Source organism: Nitrospira tepida, assembly GCF_947241125.1.
Classification (GTDB): Bacteria; Nitrospirota; Nitrospiria; order Nitrospirales; family Nitrospiraceae; genus Nitrospira_G; species Nitrospira_G tepida.
In genome coordinates, this window is the sequence record NZ_OX365700.1 from 745,756 (window position 1) to 760,241 (window position 14,486).

A 14,486-nucleotide genomic window follows, 5' to 3' on the forward strand; every position below is an offset into this window, starting at 1 on the left:
GAACCATCACGAAGAGTGTGAGCCGGAGGCCAACCGCTCGGTCCCATCCCAGTCTCGTAGCGATTCGAACCTAGACGATCCTCGGGTCACTGCACAAGGATTCCTCGTACGGCGGCCGACACGGCCGCTATCAGAGGGTCTTGCGCACGCCGGCATAGGTAGGCGAAGAGCAATCGCACCTCTTGCTGCACACCGCTGAGCAACTCCACCTCGCCTTTCGCCTCCGCCTCCCGGGCCGTCTCGGCGTGCAACAGTCCGACGCCGACTCCGCCGGCAATCAGCGTTCGCGTCACACTCTCCTGGTCGACGCTGACGAGCTTCTCCGGGCGGAATCCGTTCCGCTCGAACACACTTTCCGCCGCACGTCCGCAGCACGTATTCGACGCCGCGCAGATCCATGGCATGCGCGCCAGTTTCTGCCAGTCGGGGCGCCCTGGATTGTCGATCCATCCACGCGGGGCGGCCAGGAAGATGCCGAACCGCTCCACCGCTATGGTCTCCAGTTCCGCATCGGCCTTGCCGTCATCGGTATAGAAGCCCGCATCCAGCGTGCCACTGCGGATGGCACGCTGGATCTCAGCAGAGCTGCCGTATTCCAGCGCCATCTCAACCTCCGGACATGTTTCGGAAAGCCTGGTCAACAACTTTCCCATCACCTGCGCACTGGCACTGCGGTTCGACCCAAGACGGAGTTTTCCGCTCACTTGGCTCTTGATCCGCCGTGCTTCGTCGAGGAGGTCCCGGTGCATGGCGAGCATCTGCTCCGCCTTGGCCAATAACTTCGTTCCGTTGTCGGTCAGGCTCATGCCACGGGGCGTACGCTCGAACAATACCAGCCCGAGTTCATCTTCCATGGCCTTGATATGCGCGCTCACAGCCGGCTGGCTGAGAAACAGGAGTTCCGAGGCACGCGTGATGCTACCCTCTCGGGCGACAGTTGCGAACGTTTTCAACTGATAGATCTCCATCGTTCTTGCCTCAAGAAGGTGTCTGTTGCTGGTGACGGCTACGCATAGGCGTGCATCAAGTAACGCCACAGAATCGCAGAGAGGTAGAGCCCGACACCAAACGCTGTATGGGTCATCAAGCTTTTCATTCTGGCTTGGGTTGGATGCGGCGTCTTGCCTGAAGCTACTCCAAGCCCCAAGGCCGGCTGCACAATGAAATACGGGATGACCACGGTCCCGACACCGACCAGCAAGGCCGGGAAGAGAGACGGCTGTTCCAGCCAACCGCCCGACGTTGGAATGACCAGTACCAGAGCAAAGGCCACGCCGATAAGAAAGTGTGCGGTCCAACCGATCACACATTCCGCCGGTCGCTTCGGGGCGGCTGCAATCCGAGCGTGCGTGAAGGTGCCGAGAAGCATATGGCTCAGCCAACGCCCGACGAAACAATAGTCCAGCGAGGCGATGTTAAAGGCACGTTTCAAGAAGAGGTTCCAGAGATCCATGATCAAAGCGGCACCCATTCCCACAAACACTGCACCACCAATGTAACTCTGTTCTATACTCATCACAATGCCTCCATATCTGTCCTCCACGTGCGGCATGGAGCGGGGTGGGTCACAACGGCCGGGCCGCACCGAGCGGCGGCGATCGGCCCGTTGCGTGTCCGTCAGTCCCTATCTTCGACGACCAGGGACACGAGCGTACGAACCAGGGGCGTGATCACGGTCAGTGTAGGGAAGGCGACGGCAAACGCCAGCGCCCAGGCTTTGAGCCAGATGACGATGATGCCGTTGATCAAACCCACGTTAACAACGGAAATGATGGACGACATGATGCTCGACATGAGCAGGGCCATAAAGAATGAAAAGACATAGCCAGTGTGCTTCTTCGGAATCATGGCAAATCCTCCTTTCTGATAACCGGTTGAGTGGCTATCGAATGGCCCGGGGAATTCCCGAGAGGCTCATCGGATAGTGTCCCGCGGCAGGGCGGGATCATCGCGTTGGTATATAGGACTATTCCTGCCACCCGTCCAATTGAATGTTCGGAGGGCCACCTCAGCATTGCTGAGGGTCGGCGTCGCCTTCCCGCGCATTCCAGCTCTGATTCAGGGCTCTCGAGCCGCCTACCGCCCTGTGATGGTCGATGAACGGCCTTGTCATGCAGGTTGGTAATCGCTACGGTGAACGGTTGGCTGGTTACGGGAATGACGTGATGGATCTCAATGTCGATCAGGGAGAGGATGGAGTCGTCGGGAGTTTTTCGTCAAATGGGGCGCCGGTATTGGCAGGTTCCGCGAAACGAATCCGTCCGTCCAGCGAAGCTTTCAGAGGTCGCTCCTTGAGGGCTTGCAACAACAGGTCGCGTAGGGGAACCTGCCGCTCGATCCGATCCTGAGCCTGTTGCAACATCGTATAGCCGTCCCCGCCGTCAGCGATGAATGAATCGGTCGTGACCCTGTATCGGCGGAATTCGTCCAACGGTTTGTCCCCCACCATCACAACCTTCACCCGCGATCCGATCGGCGCCTGCGGATCATAGGTCACGGTCAGGCCGGAGACTTGAAGAAACCGGCCGTTGGTGGCGGGCAGCCGGCTGGCGCTGTTCTCCAGCGCCGCCCGCAGTTCCTGTCCCGAGATCGAGAGCGTCACCAGCGTGGAGCTGAAGGGCAAGACCCGCAGCACTCGCGTCAAATCGACCGGACCGGCCGGGATACTGTCCCGAATCTGTCCGCCGTTCACCAAGGCCAGGTCGGTTCCAAACTCCGCTCTCGCCAGATCGGCCAGCAGGTTTCCCAAATTACTCTCTCTGGTCCGCACCGTCGCGGTCTCGCCGTCCAAATTCACCAACGCTCGTCCGACCATCATCGCGCCGAGTGCATCCATCCTGCGCACATAGTCCTGGATCAGCTCGTTCACGGACTGGTCCGGCTGGATGTCCTCGCCGATGGACAGGTTCTTGGCCCGGGCCTTCACTACCGTGACCTTTGTCGGATCACCGGGCATTCGATCGAGCGTCAGATCGAGCCGCCCGATCGTCCGGCCCTGGCGATGGGTCTTGACGAAGACGGGACCGGGGATGGTCGCTTCGGCAACCGGTTCAGCCGATCTTGCCGTGCGGAGTCCATCGAAGCCCGGCGTATGGCCGCCGATCACGGCGTCGATCTCCGGGGCTTTCGACAGCAGGGCCAGATCCTCCTCGTCCTCTTGATGGGTGACGGCTAGAACCAGATGGGCCCCTTCTTGCTTGAGGGTCCGGGCGGAATCGCGGGCGGTTTCGATCGGATCGCGGAGGTTCAGCAACCGGACGACTTCACGGTTGAAGGTGTCGGGAAAGTTTCTCCGTCCGAGCAGGCCGATCAATCCGATCGAAAGGTCTCCGACAGAAACGACGGCGGAGGTCCGGCAGGGCAACTCGACCCCCTTGCCGGTCAGATTGCTGCACAGGAGGGGAAAACGCGCGAGGGCCTGCAACGCGCGAAGGTGGTCCAGGCCGAAATCGAATTCGTGGTTCCCGGCCGCCATCGCCTGATACCCCATCAGGTTCATGGCCTTGATGTCCGGCTCGCCCCGAAACACCGACGACATCGGCGTGCCGATCAGCAGGTCGCCCGAATCCACCAACAGGAGGGCTGAGGCGGCTGTTCTGATCTCAGCGATCACGCTGGCGCGGGAGGCCATGCCGCCCTCCCGCTTCTGCCCCATCCGTTCGATCGGCAGCACCTGTCCGTGGTGCTCGCTGGTATGGAGGATCGTCAGGGTCTGTTCGGCTCCTTCGCCAGGGGCAGGCCATAGGAAACAGACCGTCAGCAGGAGAGCCAGCCCAATCAAGCGCCTGTCACAATTCATGCCCGGTTTGCGCCTCGATTGTGGCGGTTCGTCAGTCCGGTTCGACAGCTCGCCCGCTCACTGTGCCAAACTCCGGATGTAGGCCAAGACTCGCCGGCGATCCTCGTTCGAGAGGCGATCCTTCCAGGCCGGCATCCCCTGTTGGCCCTCGTGGATCGACTCCAGCAGGTCCTCATCCGATTTCTCCTGTGTCTGCCGCGAGGTCAGATTGGCGGGGTCGGCGCCGAGCAATCGGTAGCCCTCGCCGGTGCCTTCGCGGCCGTGGCAGCCGGCGCAGTATCGTTGAAAGATCCGTTTGCCCTGTTCCTCCTGGGTTGTATGAGACTGCTCGGCCGCCGCCGCCGTCCAGACGCCGGCTGCGATCACCAAGCTCAGGTGCCACCAGCGGCCGAATCGCCGTCGTGCGGGAGGGATCATCATCGGCATGTGCTCCTCTCGTTGCTCACTCCTGCGGGCGGTCTGTCTTGTCGCTACGGGAATCATCTCGCTCCGGCCCGACGGACTCCTGTGACGAAGTGGCATCGGCAGCAGCCGAAGCCGGGAGGCTCGCCAGGATACGATCGAGTTCGGCACGCAGTTCTCCCAAGAGTCGCAACAAAGCTCCCTGTTGAGAGCCGGTGTCGTCGGCAGGGCTATCGAGCCCGGGCGAGTCCGGTTTCTGTTGTTCTTCAGCCATGCTCCAGGTCCTAGCAATGTGATCGACTAGGGAATCGCCGGAGCCCGAAACCGTCGGCGGCGTCCTCTACTCTCTGACGGATATGGATGGGCTTGTCAATCACGAATCGCGCCGTCACATACCTCATACATACCATACATACCGCCACTCACCCCTTTGATGATCCAATCATCCTGAGGCCAAAAGGATACAGCGCTGTATCTTTCTCGATACGTTTTCGATCTTGCGTCATGCTAAAGCGTTGCGGAATGTGCCGGATCCTGCACGTGGTTCGCCATTTGCACTGTAAAAGACAGGATGGTGCTAGGGGAGCTCCCAGTACAGGAGAGAAGCAAGAGGCCTATACTGGCAGAGGGTTGTTGAAACTTTCCTTAGATGCGCGCGTCTTGGACGAGTTGTGAATGTGAATGAGGGTGATGATGAACGGGTCCTCCAGCCAGGTCGTCCAACGTCATGAAGGAGATGACCCCTCGGTCGGGACGGTTTTCGCTGGCAGGCCTCCGCTTTGTCCAAGCCGCGCCTGCCTGCGTTCCATGCGACCGGATCCGGATGCTCACAGCGATGAAGCCCCGCTCCAGCCGGTCGTATGTCTCCATTGCGGACAGCGAGGGATTGTCGCGACGAACGGCGTGCTTGTATTGTTCGGCTTCCGCCATGAATTTCTGATCGGTTATGGGGCGTCCCTCTCCACGATGAGGGTCAAGCTTTCCGAATCGGCCGTGACCCTGTTCGGCCAACATGGCCTGACTCCGAATCAACTCGCGGCCTATGCGGCGGAGTGGGCGTTGCTCTCCGGCTCCACCCAGGGCATTCTGCGACTCTCCCCCGATCAGCCGGCCCTCATGGATTGCTATGAGCATTTTCGGCGATCCGTCTTGGAAGCAGGGTTGAGGACCGGCTCCGTCCAAGCGGCCTGATCTTCATCCGGCTGTCGCGTCAACGATCAAGTGGCGATCGTCATTCGATCAGGAGGACCGCGACTGACGGTCCGTTGGCCTCAACGAGTGATGGTTGACGATTGACGGGTTCCCTGGGTTTGCGTGGAAGAGGCGGAGAGCAGCTCGTTGACCTTTTCCGTCAGGGCGGAGGGGAGAAACGGCTTCTGGAGAAAGGCGGCTTGGTCATCGACCCCGTTGGCCGACAGGGTTTCGCCGGCGTAACCCGAGATGTAGAGGACTTTGATGGCAGGGACCATGGCGCGGACTCCCTGGACCAGCACGGCGCCCTTCATGCGGGGCATCACGACATCGGCGATGAGCAGATCGCAATGGCCCCGGCGGAGCTGGAGCATCTTGAGCGCCTCGTTGCCGTCCCCCGCTTCAAGCACCTCAAACCCCTCATCGCGCAGGACCGCTCCCATGAGGTGGCGGATGCCTTCATCATCTTCCACGATCAGGATCGTCCCACGGTAGATCGGCTTCGCGGCGTCGTCCGTCGGCTGGTCGGGTTCCGCGTCCTCCTTGACGATGCGCGGGAGCAGCACGGTGAAACGGGAACCTCGGCCAGGCTGGCTGGCCACGTCGATGTAGCCGCCGCTCTGTTTCACGATGCCGTAGACCGTCGCCAACCCCAGCCCGGTGCCCTTGCCGAATTCCTTGGTGCTGAAAAATGGTTCGAAGATATGGGCGAGGGTGTCCGCGTCGATCCCGCAACCCGTGTCCTCGACCACGAACTTGATATGCGGTCCGACCTTTGATCCGGGATGGCGGCGGACGAACTCCTCGTCCACGTCCATGTTGCCGGTCTCGATCGTCAGAATACCCCCGTCCGGCATTGCATCGCGCGCGTTCAACGCCAGATTGAGCATCACCTGCTCCACCTGGACCGGATCGCCGAGGAAGTGTCCCGCCTTGGGGTCCAGCACGATCACGATCTGAATCTGCTCGCCGATCAGGCGGCGGAGAATGTCTTCCATCTCGCGAAGCAGGCTGTTGGGGTGGAGTTCGCGCTGTTCGAGGACCTGATGGCGGCTGAACGTCAAGAGCTTCTTCGTCAGCGCCGCGGCGCGCGTCCCCGCCTGGCTGATGAATTCCAGCTCGTGACGGCTGGGATGCGAGGCGAGCTGCTGGATCAGCCGCTGCGCATGGCCGATCACGACCATCAGCAGGTTGTTGAAGTCATGCGCGATCCCTCCCGCCAGCCGTCCGATCGCCTCCATTTTTTGGGCCTGGCGCAGGCTGTGTTCGATCCGTTTGTGCTCGGAGACATCGGCAATGGTCTCGATGACGTGAACCCGCCCATCGGCCGTCCGGGCCTGGGACCAGTGGATGAGGAGGTATTGATTGTTGGGGAGCGCCACTTCGCTCGAAACGATGCCGCCGGTGGCCAGGGCCTCGGGCATGCGGCAAAAGGCGCAAGGCGAGGCGTTGCCTGCGATCTTCTCGTAACAGGGGTGGCAGGCGATGTCTCCGAACTTCCTGAGCCCCGTCTCGTTCTGAAACTGCACGCGATGCGTTTCCGGATCGATGACCGAGACGATGACCGGCTGCGAATTGAGCAAGGTCTGCGGGTCGTACTGGGGAAGATTCGGCGGAGAGGACGAAGCGGCCATAGTGGACCCCTTGCCGGCGAAGCGGCTCCTCTGGACTGCTCTTTTCCTTCTACACCATCGCGAAAGAGAGTCAAGCAGATGCGGCTTTGCGAGGCGGAGTCGGAGAGGCGGACGACGGATGACGACTAACTCAGCCCGTGCTGCGCTCGCCCGATGCGGCCGTCATAGCGAGTGGTGGACTTGAACAGCTCATACTGGCCGTCCTCGGCGTAGGCCGCCGTGCGAGCGCGGAGGGCCTGCATCTCGGCGGTTGTCATCGGCGTGAATCGCCGGACAATCTCGAGGTTCTGTTTCAGCACCGCGGCCGAATCGATCCCGCTCACCAATGAAGCGATCGGCAGGCTCAACACGTAGCGGAGCGCCTCTTCCACCGTGACGATGCCCTCGGTGATTGGAGCCGCATTGCCGCTCAGGCTCTTCATGCCGAGCGGCGCGATGCCGCGTTGGTTGAGCACCGGCAAGACCTCGCGCTCGAAGCTTCGATAGGTGCCGTCGAACACGTTCAGCGGCATCTGACAGGCGTCGAAGGGGAAGTCGTATTGCAACATTTTCAGGTGGATCTTGGGATCCTTGTGGCCGGTGAAGCCGATGAACCGGACCTTGCCCTGGCGTTTGGCCTCCAGCAACGCCTCGACCGCCCCGTTGGGCGCGAAATGGCGCTCCGGATCGTCCGGATAGACGACTTCATGGATCTGCCACAGGTCGAGATAATCCGTCCGCAAGCGGCGCAATGAATCCTCCAATTGCTGGAGGGCCACCTTCTTGTCTCGTCCGTGCGAACAGACCTTGGTCATCAGGAACGCCTGTGGCCTACGCCCCATCAACGCGCGACCCATCAATTCCTCTGACCGGCCGCCGTTGTATTCCCAAGCATTGTCAAGAAACGTCACGCCCGCGTCGATGGCTTCGTGCAAGAGCTGAATCGCCTCGGCCTCGTCCTTGATTCGGCCCCAGTGAGCCCCGCCGAAACAGAGCGCCGAAACCTCCACGCCGGTCTTGCCCAATGCGCGTCTCGGGACTTCTCCGGTTGAGGGCGGCACGGAGGCGACGGAGGTATCGGCCTCGGCAGCAACTCCCGCCTGTTCCTGCGCCAGGGCCCGCGCCCATTGGCTGGGACCGGTCAGGGCCAGGATCGATCCGGCCATGCCGATGGTTTTGAGCAGCTCCCGGCGGTCAAGACGACGGTTCCAGATCTGTTTCTGGGCATCGGGATGCATGGGGGGCCTCTTCTTGTTCCGGCTCATCGCGGTTCCCTCATCGGCCTGTTGCATCGAGTCAACGGCATGTTGAGCATCAATCAACCTTAGGCCGCCCGCCGGGCCGAGTCAACCGGGCCTGACGGCCTTTCAAGAGGGTGAGGGAGAGGGGCCGTTCCCTCGACCTGTCGCCCCCTTGCGCACCTCCTCGTACCTGTCCATACTACTGTCGCGATTCGGTCCGTTCACCGGCATCGTGCCTATGTCCAGTCCCGCCACAAATACTCCGCTCCACGGGTTGGAACCTGACTCGGCCTTGCGGGCGATTCTTGAAGGCACCGCCACCGAAACCGGCGAGCGGTTTTTCCAGTCGCTGGTCCAGAATCTGGCCCGCGCGCTGAACACCCACGGTGCCTGGGTGACGGAATACTTTGCAGATACGCGCCGCCTGCGCGCCCTGGCCTTCTGGATGGACGGGCGATGGGTGCAGAATTATGAAGTGGACATCGCGGGGTCGCCCTGCGAGCGCGTGATCGACACCAAGCGATTGGTGCATTTCCCCGATCGGCTGCTGGAGCTCTATCCCAACGAGCCGGACGTGCTTGCCATCGGCGCGGTGAGCTACATGGGAGTGCCGTTGGAGGACACGGACGGGACGATCCTCGGGCATCTGGCGGTCATCGATCGGCGTCCGCTTCCGGAAGAGCCGCGCATCCATGCCATTTTCCAGATCTTCGCGGCGCGCGCCGCGGCGGAACTCCGGCGGCTCCGTTCGGAGGCTCAGGTCCGGGAACGCGAGGAGAAATTGTCCGGTCTGGTGAGGAGCGCGCTTGATGCCATCATCGAATTGGACGACGCCCTGACGGTGACGCGGTTGAACCCGGCGGCCGAGGACATCTTTTCGAATAGGGGACCGGATCTCATCGGCCGGCACGTGTCCGCCTTACTGACGGTCGAGAGTTCGAAGACCCTCACCAAGCTCATCGACGAGCTGCGCACCATGCCGGAAGGCCGACGCTCGCTCTGGATCGCTGGCGGATTGACCGCCCGGCGCGGCGCCGGCGCGGAGTTTCCCGCCGAAGCGACCCTGTCGCAGTTCGAATTGCGGCGCCGGACCTTTTACACGCTGATCCTGCGCGATGTGAACGAGCGCCTCGAAGCCGAGCGGAAGATCCGATCGCTCACGGCCGAAACCGAGCTGTTGCGCCAGGAATTGCAGGCGCTGCAGCAGTACGACGCGATCATCGGGGAGAGCGCGCCGCTTCGGCATGTGCTCCGGGATGTCGCGCAGGTGGCCGAAACGGATGCGACCGTGCTGATCATGGGCGAGACGGGGACCGGGAAGGAACTGATCGCCCGCGCGATCCACGGCGCCAGCCGGCGCCGCGAGCGGCCCTTGGTCACGGTGAACTGCGCGGCGATCCCCTCGTCGCTGATCGAGAGCGAATTCTTCGGGCATGAGCCGGGCGCGTTCACCGGCGCGACCAAGCGGCGGGAGGGGCGGTTCGCCCTGGCGGACAAGGGAACGATCTTCCTCGACGAGATCGGCGAATTGCCGTTGGATCTCCAGGGGAAGCTGCTGCGTGTCCTGCAGGAAGGGGAGTTCGAGCCGGTCGGCAGTTCGTACACCAAAAAGATCGATGTGCGGGTGCTGGCCGCGACGAACCGAGACCTGGCGAAGGCTGTACGCGAGGGCAAGTTTCGGGAGGACCTGTTTTACCGCTTGAACGTGTTCCCGATCCCACTGCCGCCGCTCCGCGAACGTGGCGACGATGTGATCAGAATCGCCCAGGCCTTCGCGCAGCGTTTTGCCCAACGGATGGGAAAGACGATCGCGCCGCTGACCCCCGAGTGCATCCGCCGGTTGAAGGCTTACAGTTGGCCCGGCAACGTGCGCGAACTCCAAAACGTGATAGAGAGGGCCGTGATCACGGCCCGGGACGGGCGGCTGAACTTGGACCGGGCGTTGCCGGAAGTCGCGCCCTCCCCTGTTGACGAACCGATATCCTGCAGGGATGGAAGCAGGCCTCCCATACGGACCATGAAAGAGCTGGAGGCGATGGAGCGGGAGAATATTCTCCGCGCGCTCGAGACCGCCGATTGGAAGGTCTCGGGCGACAAGGGGGCTGCCAGGCTCCTCGGGATGAATCCATCGACCTTGGCTTCCCGCATGAAAGCGTTGGGTATCTCCCGCCGTTCCCGTTCATAAAGATCGGCCGCAGACTTTTCCCTCCTATCATGATGTGCCCCGCCTTGTCGAACGGTTCACGACTCGGACGATTTCGAGTCGGCGACGTCCTGCGTCGATTCGTGTGGACTGACCCCGGCTGCATCCTGCGGATCCTTGGGGCGAGTCCTCGCGCGATCCCGGTTTTGGTCGGAAGCTGGGAACCCTCGTAGAAGCTGCTCCAGTTCTTTCCGCAATTCCTGCAACAATCGGAGCAGTTCGTCCGGCTGACGAGGCATCCCCTTCGGCTCCGACATCTTCTCTTCCTTTCGTCAAGTCGTCGGTTGTCCTACAAGAGATTCTACGAGACCACGACATCCCCTCCCACTCGGAAGATCCCTGGTGCGACCTTCCGGGGGATGCCCCTTTGATCAGCCAGCCGAACCCCTTTGTCACCGGCTCATGAAGATTCACTCACGAATCTTCGCGAAGTACCTCGCGAGATCTCAGGAATTGCGAAATCTCACGTGCCAGATGGTCCTGGTGTCAAATTCATAACTTATTGATTCAGAATAAAAAATGTCCAGAACGCTCACTGGCATCGTTCATGCTCAAGTCCGAGCCGTCGATAGGGTCTGGCAGAGAGATCAGGAGGAATCCATGAAGAAGGTTCACGACCTTGGATGGCGGTACTGGCTGGCGACGGTTTTTCTGCTAGCCGGTTGGTTGTCGGGCTGGACCCCTGGCATTTGGCTGGCCATTGCCCTCTGCATCGTCCAGATCGCTCACTTCGCGAAGCGCACCGGCAGCCTCACGAGCTTCTTGGTACAGGTGCGAATGGCGTATCTCGTCCTGTTGATCGCCGGGCTCTGGCCGCCGCTCATCTGGATTCATGTCCTCCAGTTGGTCGGCACCACGGCCCGAGTGGTCTTCAATTACTGCCTCTTGGCCAGGACCCTGTCCCTGGCTCCGTGGAACCGCTTCGAACCCTGGTCACTGGACCTGTTGCGCCGAACCTATTTCTCGTTTCCCGCCGGAGTCTCGCCCTGCGCCGGGGCAGGAGATCCGGCGTTGAGGAGTTGGCTCGCATGAACTGGGAAGCCCTCTGTCGATCGGCGGACCAATGGTTGTTTCGCCGGATGATGATCAACCAACAGACGCACAAAGGAGAATCCATCATGTCACAAAGCATCGTCAGTCAAACGGTGAACGGAGTGGATGTGGCCCGGCTGGGCCAGACGGTCGAGGCGGTGCGGCAACAGCCGAGTCTGGCCACCTTTCAATTCCGCGCGGCTAACCGATGGATCGAGGGCGGCCACAATCGCTCGACGATTCAAGGTTTCTATGGGGCAGGTGAGGAGGACAGGACGCGTGCCACGGCGTTTGTTCTCGATGCGGACGAACCCCCGGTGTTGCTCGGGAAGGATCAAGGGGCGAATCCCGTGGAGTTCGTCCTGCATGCCCTGGCCGCCTGTTTGACCACCTCGATGGTCTATCACGCGGCGGCCCGCGGCATCAGGATCGATTCGGTGGAGTCGCGCCTGGAGGGCGACCTTGACCTGAGAGGATTTCTGGGGACCTCCGACAAGGTTCGGCCAGGCTATAAAAACATTCGGGTGCACTTTCAGGTTGCATCCGATGCACCGGCCGAGGAGTTGCAGCAGTTGACGACCTATTCGCCGGTCTTTGACATCGTGTCGAATCCCGTTCCCGTGTCGGTCTCAATTGAGGTGCAGCGGTCCAAGGCCGGATGAACCACGGATTCCGACAACATTCACACACATGCAACCAAACGGAAAGGAGGCCTTGTCATGAACCGGATACTCGCCTTCAGCTATGGAACCCTGTGCTACGTCATTTTCTTGGCCACGTTTCTCTATGCGATCGCCTTCATCGGCAACATCGGGGTGGCACAAACGATCGACGGGGAGCCTCAACGGCCGCTCGGCCAAGCGCTTGCCATCAATCTGTTGTTGCTGGGCCTGTTTGCGGTACAGCACAGCGTCATGGCCAGACCGGCCTTCAAACGCTGGTGGACGAGATTCATACCGAAGCCGGTCGAGCGGAGCACCTATGTGTTGTTCTCAAGCGCGGCGCTGCTCCTGTTGTTTCATGCCTGGCAGCCGATGGGCGTGGTGCTGTGGGATGTGCAGCATCCGATCGGCCGTGGAGTCCTGCACGGCCTCTTCGCCGGGGGCTGGCTCCTGGTCTTAATCGCGACGTTCCTGATCAACCACTTCGACCTGTTCGGGCTGCGGCAGGTGTGGCTGTATCTCCGGGGCCGGGACTATGTGCCGCTGGCGTTCAAGACTCCCGGACTCTACAGGCATGTCCGGCATCCGCTCTATGTCGGGTGGTTGTTCACGTTCTGGGCCACGCCGACCATGACGATCGCTCACCTGGTCTTTGCGCTGGCGACCACGGCCTATATTTTGATTGCGATTCGGTTTGAGGAGCAAGACCTGGTGACCATGCACGGCCGAGCCTATGCCGACTATCGTCAACAGGTGCCGATGTTGGTGCCGAGCTTCGGCCGTTCGGCGACAGCGGAGATGCGGACCCGGACGGCGTCGGCTGCCTAATGGAACGGGGAGGGGCACGACTGGCCGTGCCCCCTTGCCCCATAACAATGGAGACACGACCATGCGGAACTCCCTGAGCCTCAATCACGCACACACAGGACAAGGGAGCCATTGGATGAAACGTGCCGGCTACGCGGGATTTGGTTTCTTCCTCGTGAAGGGGCTGCTTTGGCTCCTCGCGCCGGCGCTGCTCTATTGGATTCGACCATAGAACGAAGCGAAGACCGCCATATTCGGTTGGAGAGTATGGACCAAAGGAGGGATCACAGATGACCGATTTGGACGTTCGAACAAAGGAACATGATGAAGGTGGAAAAAAGCTGAGAGAAGGCCAGCCCCGCTCCGTTTCGCGGCGCGAGTTCCTTGTCCAGGGCAGTTCGACGTTGGCGCTCCTGGCTGTGATGAACTCGCCGCTGTTGGCCCGGTTCGCCCAGGCTGAGGAAGGGACGCAGCTCATCCCGTTTCTTGACCGGCCGCCCGCCCCGCCGGAACAGGCCATCAAGGCCTATGGCGAACTGAACAAACATGACTGGCAACGGTCGACTTCCTGGATCACCCCTGCCAAGGATTTCTTTACGGTGTCGCACTATAACCGGCCTCAGATTCGGGAAGAAGACTGGCGGCTGACGATCGGTGGCCTGGTGGAGCGACCCGTGACCTTCTCGCTGGATCAATTGAGGGCGTTGCCGAGGCAGGAGGTTGTCTTCACCCTCGAATGCGCCGGCAACCACGGGTTCGATTGGTTCACCGGCGGCATCGGGACCGCAAAATGGACGGGCACCCCGTTGGCTCCAATCTTGAAACAGGCAGGGATCAAGCACCGTGCGGTGGACGTGGTCTTCTTTGGAGCCGACGAGGGAGAGGAGGAGGTCCGCGAGATCAAGATGAGGCAGTGCTTCAGCCGCAGCCTCTCCGTGCCGGAAGCGCTGGACCCCTCCGTGCTCCTCTGTTACGAGATGAATGGAGAGCCGTTGCCTCATCTGAACGGGTACCCGGCGAGATTGATCGTCCCCGGCTGGTACGGAGTGGCCAACGTAAAATGGCTGACTCGCATCGAGGTTATCGACCGGCGATGGGCCGGGCGGTTCATGAGTAAGGACTATGTCACGATTCGCGAGGAGAAGGGCTCGAACGGCGAGACGGTCTGGACTCAAAAGACCGTTGGGCGGTCCCTGATCAAGTCGGCGCCGGCCCGGGTGATCGTGCGCAACGGCAAATACCGGATCGAGGGTGTTGCCTGGGGGGCGCCGGTTCAACGGGTGGAGGTCCAGATCGACGACGGGCCTTGGCTGCCGGCCACGATCGATCGGGGACAGGATCACGACTACGCCTGGAAGTTCTGGCATCTGGATTGGGAGGCGAGATCCGGAGAACATCGGGTCACGTCCCGCGCCGTCGATCGAGAAGGAAACGTTCAGCCCGCGTTGACCGATCCCGTGATCGCGAACAAGCGAACCTACTGGGAGAGCAACGGCCAGATCACGAGAAGGGTGCGCATCGCGTGAGGCGCGATGT

At 61.3% G+C, this 14,486-nt stretch carries 15 protein-coding genes; 6 read left to right on the plus strand and 9 right to left on the minus strand.

What is annotated here, in order from left to right:
* Positions 1-86: 86 nt before the first annotated feature.
* The 6 genes from QWI75_RS03555 to QWI75_RS03580 form a co-directional block, all read right to left on the minus strand.
* Positions 87-968: a LysR family transcriptional regulator gene (locus QWI75_RS03555; RefSeq protein WP_289267310.1), complete on the minus strand. Its 882-nt coding sequence runs from the start codon at positions 966-968 to the stop codon at positions 87-89.
* 38 nt (positions 969-1,006) lie between these two features.
* Positions 1,007-1,516 carry a DUF2938 domain-containing protein gene (locus QWI75_RS03560; RefSeq protein ID WP_289267311.1) on the minus strand — a complete coding sequence of 170 codons (510 nt, stop codon included), beginning with the start codon at positions 1,514-1,516 and terminating at the stop codon, positions 1,007-1,009.
* Between the two features lie 101 nt (positions 1,517-1,617).
* A complete protein-coding gene (locus QWI75_RS03565; protein ID WP_289267312.1) occupies positions 1,618-1,848 on the minus strand; it encodes a DUF2798 domain-containing protein in 231 nt (76 codons plus the stop codon).
* 334 nt (positions 1,849-2,182) lie between these two features.
* Positions 2,183-3,799 carry a bifunctional metallophosphatase/5'-nucleotidase gene (locus QWI75_RS03570; protein ID WP_289267313.1) on the minus strand — a complete coding sequence of 539 codons (1,617 nt, stop codon included), beginning with the start codon at positions 3,797-3,799 and terminating at the stop codon, positions 2,183-2,185.
* 57 nt (positions 3,800-3,856) lie between these two features.
* Positions 3,857-4,225, minus strand: coding sequence for a c-type cytochrome (locus tag QWI75_RS03575; RefSeq protein WP_289267314.1), 369 nt, complete (start codon positions 4,223-4,225; stop codon positions 3,857-3,859).
* A gap of 16 nt (positions 4,226-4,241) precedes the next feature.
* Positions 4,242-4,475 (minus strand): hypothetical protein, encoded by a 234-nt coding sequence (locus QWI75_RS03580; RefSeq protein ID WP_289267315.1) that lies wholly within the window; start codon positions 4,473-4,475, stop codon positions 4,242-4,244.
* A gap of 533 nt (positions 4,476-5,008) precedes the next feature.
* Between QWI75_RS03580 and QWI75_RS03585 the strand changes: the two genes are divergently transcribed.
* The gene (locus tag QWI75_RS03585) at positions 5,009-5,392 is read left to right on the plus strand and encodes a hypothetical protein (protein WP_289267316.1); all 384 of its coding nucleotides are present in this window, start codon (positions 5,009-5,011) and stop codon (positions 5,390-5,392) included.
* A gap of 80 nt (positions 5,393-5,472) precedes the next feature.
* Here QWI75_RS03585 and QWI75_RS03590 read toward each other — a convergent pair whose 3' ends face one another.
* Positions 5,473-7,026, minus strand: a complete 1,554-nt coding sequence (locus QWI75_RS03590) for an ATP-binding protein (RefSeq protein WP_289267317.1) — start codon at positions 7,024-7,026, stop codon at positions 5,473-5,475.
* A 125-nt stretch (positions 7,027-7,151) separates the two neighbouring features.
* Positions 7,152-8,243: an aldo/keto reductase gene (locus QWI75_RS03595; RefSeq protein WP_289267318.1), complete on the minus strand. Its 1,092-nt coding sequence runs from the start codon at positions 8,241-8,243 to the stop codon at positions 7,152-7,154.
* A 241-nt stretch (positions 8,244-8,484) separates the two neighbouring features.
* Here QWI75_RS03595 and QWI75_RS03600 point away from each other — a divergent pair, with 241 nt between their 5' ends.
* A complete protein-coding gene (locus tag QWI75_RS03600) occupies positions 8,485-10,431 on the plus strand; it encodes a sigma-54 interaction domain-containing protein (RefSeq protein ID WP_289267319.1) in 1,947 nt (648 codons plus the stop codon).
* A gap of 56 nt (positions 10,432-10,487) precedes the next feature.
* On the opposite strand, the gene QWI75_RS03605 is transcribed toward QWI75_RS03600, so the two are convergent.
* On the minus strand, positions 10,488-10,706 hold the full coding sequence (locus QWI75_RS03605; protein WP_289267320.1) for a hypothetical protein: 219 nt from the start codon (positions 10,704-10,706) through the stop codon (positions 10,488-10,490).
* A 343-nt stretch (positions 10,707-11,049) separates the two neighbouring features.
* On the opposite strand from QWI75_RS03605, the gene QWI75_RS03610 reads away from it, so the two are divergent.
* From QWI75_RS03610 to QWI75_RS03625, 4 genes are all read left to right on the plus strand, one after another.
* Positions 11,050-11,481 (plus strand): hypothetical protein, encoded by a 432-nt coding sequence (locus tag QWI75_RS03610; RefSeq protein WP_289267321.1) that lies wholly within the window; start codon positions 11,050-11,052, stop codon positions 11,479-11,481.
* Complete coding sequence (locus QWI75_RS03615) at positions 11,478-12,143, plus strand: OsmC family protein (RefSeq protein ID WP_289267322.1); 666 nt, start codon at positions 11,478-11,480, stop codon at positions 12,141-12,143. The genes QWI75_RS03610 and QWI75_RS03615 overlap by 4 nt, the downstream gene beginning before the upstream one ends.
* A 57-nt stretch (positions 12,144-12,200) precedes the next feature.
* The gene (mddA, locus tag QWI75_RS03620; RefSeq protein WP_289267323.1) at positions 12,201-12,971 is read left to right on the plus strand and encodes a methanethiol S-methyltransferase; all 771 of its coding nucleotides are present in this window, start codon (positions 12,201-12,203) and stop codon (positions 12,969-12,971) included.
* Positions 12,972-13,240: 269 nt separating this feature from the next.
* Positions 13,241-14,476 carry a sulfite oxidase gene (locus tag QWI75_RS03625; RefSeq protein ID WP_289267324.1) on the plus strand — a complete coding sequence of 412 codons (1,236 nt, stop codon included), beginning with the start codon at positions 13,241-13,243 and terminating at the stop codon, positions 14,474-14,476.
* The last annotated feature ends 10 nt before the right edge of the window (positions 14,477-14,486 follow it).

Bases quoted from the DNA above. Each gene is read 5' to 3' on its own strand.
- QWI75_RS03615 (WP_289267322.1), top strand. From the start codon at position 11,478: ATGAACTGGGAAGCCCTCTGTCGATCGGCGGACCAATGGTTGTTTCGC.
- QWI75_RS03570 (WP_289267313.1), bottom strand. From the start codon at position 3,799: ATGAATTGTGACAGGCGCTTGATTGGGCTGGCTCTCCTGCTGACGGTC.
- QWI75_RS03555 (WP_289267310.1), bottom strand. From the start codon at position 968: ATGGAGATCTATCAGTTGAAAACGTTCGCAACTGTCGCCCGAGAGGGT.
- QWI75_RS03605 (WP_289267320.1), bottom strand. From the start codon at position 10,706: ATGTCGGAGCCGAAGGGGATGCCTCGTCAGCCGGACGAACTGCTCCGA.
- QWI75_RS03575 (WP_289267314.1), bottom strand. From the start codon at position 4,225: ATGCCGATGATGATCCCTCCCGCACGACGGCGATTCGGCCGCTGGTGG.
- QWI75_RS03580 (WP_289267315.1), bottom strand. From the start codon at position 4,475: ATGGCTGAAGAACAACAGAAACCGGACTCGCCCGGGCTCGATAGCCCT.
- QWI75_RS03600 (WP_289267319.1), top strand. From the start codon at position 8,485: ATGTCCAGTCCCGCCACAAATACTCCGCTCCACGGGTTGGAACCTGAC.
- QWI75_RS03625 (WP_289267324.1), top strand. From the start codon at position 13,241: ATGACCGATTTGGACGTTCGAACAAAGGAACATGATGAAGGTGGAAAA.
- QWI75_RS03565 (WP_289267312.1), bottom strand. From the start codon at position 1,848: ATGATTCCGAAGAAGCACACTGGCTATGTCTTTTCATTCTTTATGGCC.
- mddA (WP_289267323.1), top strand. From the start codon at position 12,201: ATGAACCGGATACTCGCCTTCAGCTATGGAACCCTGTGCTACGTCATT.
- QWI75_RS03610 (WP_289267321.1), top strand. From the start codon at position 11,050: ATGAAGAAGGTTCACGACCTTGGATGGCGGTACTGGCTGGCGACGGTT.
- QWI75_RS03585 (WP_289267316.1), top strand. From the start codon at position 5,009: ATGCGACCGGATCCGGATGCTCACAGCGATGAAGCCCCGCTCCAGCCG.
- QWI75_RS03595 (WP_289267318.1), bottom strand. From the start codon at position 8,243: ATGCATCCCGATGCCCAGAAACAGATCTGGAACCGTCGTCTTGACCGC.
- QWI75_RS03560 (WP_289267311.1), bottom strand. From the start codon at position 1,516: ATGAGTATAGAACAGAGTTACATTGGTGGTGCAGTGTTTGTGGGAATG.
- QWI75_RS03590 (WP_289267317.1), bottom strand. From the start codon at position 7,026: ATGGCCGCTTCGTCCTCTCCGCCGAATCTTCCCCAGTACGACCCGCAG.